The following is a 3,243-nucleotide window of genomic DNA, read 5'->3' on the forward strand; positions in this document are numbered from 1 at the left end:
ACAACTTCAATAATTTTGTGAATGATTTTAACATCAGCAAAAAATGGAGCAATGTGAAATTCAACGCAGGATTGTACAAAGCTACCCAAAACATCAATATGGACTGGATGTGGAACAACTATATTCAGGAAGTAAGCGACAGCAATGCAAGATTGGTAGATGTTAAAAATCTTTCAGGAGCTTTCATCACAGATCAGGGGTTACTTAACTATGGAATGAAAGACTGGGGTAATTTAAAAAGAAATTACAATACCAAATATGATATTACTGCGCCTCACGCACAGATCGAAATTAACGCTACTGATAAGTTAACCATTGATGCGGGTGCAAGATATGATATCGGAAAAGTAACAGGAACTTTCTCTGGAGGAACCGTTACCTATACAAGCCGTGATATGAATGGAAACGGGGTTATCGATATTCCTGAACAATTGGTAGGTTCTAACGACAATATCAATGTTCCTGTAAAATACAGATATGGAATTTTCGGATATTCAGTAGGTGCTAATTATGCTTTAAACAGCAAAAATGCCGTATTTGCAAGAGTGAGCCAGGGTGGAAGTGCTTCTGCAGACAGAATTTTATTCTCAGGATACAACTATACCAATAATGATGATCCTGCTTTGGATGCTGTAAAAGTAAACAAAGTAAATCAGGTGGAAGCCGGTTACAAATTAAGAGGAGCAGGATATTTCCTTAATACAACGCTTTTCTATGCAGGAACCAAAGAAGCGAATTACGAGGCAACTACACAGAGAAAAACAGAAAATAAATACCAGTCTCTTGGGGTAGAATTGGACGGATATTATAAAATTGCTAAAGGTTTTGACGTAAAAGCAGGACTTACCTATACCCACGCGGAAATTAAAAACGCACTTGATCCGACTGTTGTTGGAAACACGCCTAGAAGAACACCTAAATTGATGTACTCCGTAAATCCTAACTTCAACGTAGACAAACTGAATGTTGGTTTCTATCTTATCGGAGCAACAAAAGCTTACACTCAGGATTCAAACAAATTAATCATGCCTGGTTACGCGATTGTAAACCCTTATATTTCTTACCAGTTGATGAAAAATCTTTCGGTTAGCGTAAATGCAAACAACATCTTCAATACCATTGCAGTTACAGAAGCTGAAGAAGGATCTATCGCAGGAGGAAACGGAATCGTAAGAGCAAGAACGCTTCCGGGAAGCAGCTATAGCGCAAGTGTAAAATTTGACTTTTAATACTTTTACCTTAAAAATGTGGAATGAATGAACGTTCATTCCGCATTTTTTCAAAAAAATAAAATATGTTTAGACAGGAAGCCATTGAAATTATAAGGAAAGCCATTACAGAAGAAGGAATTCTGGCATCTGCACAACAGAGAGACAACTACGCAAGAGTATGGGCGAGAGATTCTATGATGACGGGATATGCCGGAATTTTAGTACATGATGAAGAAATCCTTGCCGGACTGGAAAAATCTGTTATTACACTCGCCAGACATCAGGCAGAAAACGGACAGATCCCTTCCAATGTGGTAAATGATAAAGCAAGCTACGGAACACACGTAGGCAGAACAGATGCCACAACATGGTGGATTGTTACAACTTGTGAATATCTTAAAAGCAAGCAAAATGACGAGCTTAAAAAAAGTCTGAAAGAAAAAATTTATAAAGCCCTTTCATGCCTTAAAAGCTGGGAATACAACCAGAGAGGTTTGGTATACAGTCCGTTAGGCGGAAACTGGGCAGACGAATATGTGACTTCAGGATATACTTTGTATGATAATGTTCTGAGATATTGGGCTTTAAAAAACGCTGCTGAAATTTATGATGATGAAACATTAAAAATTTTAGCGGAAAATACAAAAAAGCTGATTCAGGAAAATTTTTATAAAAATGAAAACGGAACAGATTCAGCCAGATATCACGAAACAGCCTATTCGAAAGTTTCACCGAAACCTTATTTCTATGCTTCGCTGAATGCTAACGGATATGACGGACGTTTTGATCTTGCAGGAAATGCGCTTGCTCTTTTACTTGATTTTGATCTTGATACAGAAGCTTTTTCAGAATTTCTGAATGGTGTAAAGGCTGAATTTAAACATTGGATGCTTCCTGCATTTTATCCCGTGATTTTTCCGGGAGACGATGACTGGCGCCTGCTGGAAAACAACTACAGCTACAGTTTTAAAAATGAACCTTATCATTTTCATAACGGAGGTTCCTGGCCGATATTTCTGGGCTGGCTTTGTCTCGGACTTAAAAATAAGGGCGTAAAAGACATTCCTGAAAAAATCCTGAAGCAGTACGAAGAACTGATGAATGGAAAAGGAGAGCATTTCAGAGAATATTATTCCACAGATCAGTTATTGCCGTTGGGAACGGAACAGCTTTGCTTTTCTGCATCGGGATATCTTTTAATGACTTACTAAGGTAGTTTTTCAAATTTTTCATTTTAAAAAGTAAAAAAATGGTCGGCGATATTATAGAATTAAAAGAGAAACATCTGGCAACAGCCAAAAAAATAACAGCAATATTAGAAAAGCGCTTTTCGTTGAATGGAAAACAGAAATTAGCTATCGGAATTGCGGGAGAAAGCGGAAGCGGTAAATCGGTAACGGCTTTTGCCATACAGAAAATTCTGGAGCAGGAGAATGTAAAAAGTCTGGTGTTGCAGATGGACGATTATTTTAAGCTTCCTCCGAAAACCAACCACGAAAATCGTCTGAAATCTATTGAAAATGTGGGAATTCAGGAAGTAGATCTTGAAAAACTATCCCAAAATATAAAAGATTTTAAAGCAGATATTCATGAGATCGAAAAACCGCTGGTTTACTACAATGAGAATCTGATCAGTAAAGAAAAAATAAAAACTTCAGAATACGAAGTCATTATTGTAGAAGGAACGTACATTCTGGAGATCGAAGAATTTGATTTTAAAATTTTTATAGACAGAAACTACAAAGACACTCACGAAAACCGCATGAAACGTAATCGTGACGAGCAAAGTGATTTTGTAGAAAAAGTTTTGGAAATTGAACATCAGATTATCCGCAGTTTCAAAAATAATGCAGATCTTATTCTCGGAAAAAACTATGAACTTGTAAACACAGATTTATGAACGCAAAAAGAATCATTCCGCGCCTGAGTTTCTGGCAGATCTGGAATATGAATGTCGGATTTTTCGGCATCCAGTACAGTTTCGGGCTTCAGCAGACTGCGGTTAACCCCATATATTCTTTTTTAGGAGCGC

3 protein-coding genes are annotated in these 3,243 nt (G+C 37.3%); all 3 read left to right on the plus strand.

Annotated elements, in window-relative coordinates:
* Positions 1-1,229, plus strand: a 1,229-nt coding sequence (locus WFK35_RS21680; RefSeq protein ID WP_336734628.1) for a TonB-dependent receptor domain-containing protein, incomplete at its 5' end; no start/stop codon positions are given.
* 65 nt (positions 1,230-1,294) lie between these two features.
* Positions 1,295-2,422 carry a glycoside hydrolase 100 family protein gene (locus tag WFK35_RS21685; protein ID WP_336734630.1) on the plus strand — a complete coding sequence of 376 codons (1,128 nt, stop codon included), beginning with the start codon at positions 1,295-1,297 and terminating at the stop codon, positions 2,420-2,422.
* A gap of 38 nt (positions 2,423-2,460) precedes the next feature.
* A complete protein-coding gene (locus WFK35_RS21690; RefSeq protein WP_336734632.1) occupies positions 2,461-3,111 on the plus strand; it encodes a hypothetical protein in 651 nt (216 codons plus the stop codon).
* Positions 3,112-3,243 lie beyond the last annotated feature (132 nt).

Origin of the sequence: Chryseobacterium sp. VD8 (assembly GCF_037149975.1) — a bacterium.
Taxonomy (GTDB): Bacteria; Bacteroidota; Bacteroidia; order Flavobacteriales; family Weeksellaceae; genus Chryseobacterium; species Chryseobacterium indicum.

Bases quoted from the DNA above. Each gene is read 5' to 3' on its own strand.
- WFK35_RS21690 (WP_336734632.1), top strand. From the start codon at position 2,461: ATGGTCGGCGATATTATAGAATTAAAAGAGAAACATCTGGCAACAGCC.
- WFK35_RS21685 (WP_336734630.1), top strand. From the start codon at position 1,295: ATGTTTAGACAGGAAGCCATTGAAATTATAAGGAAAGCCATTACAGAA.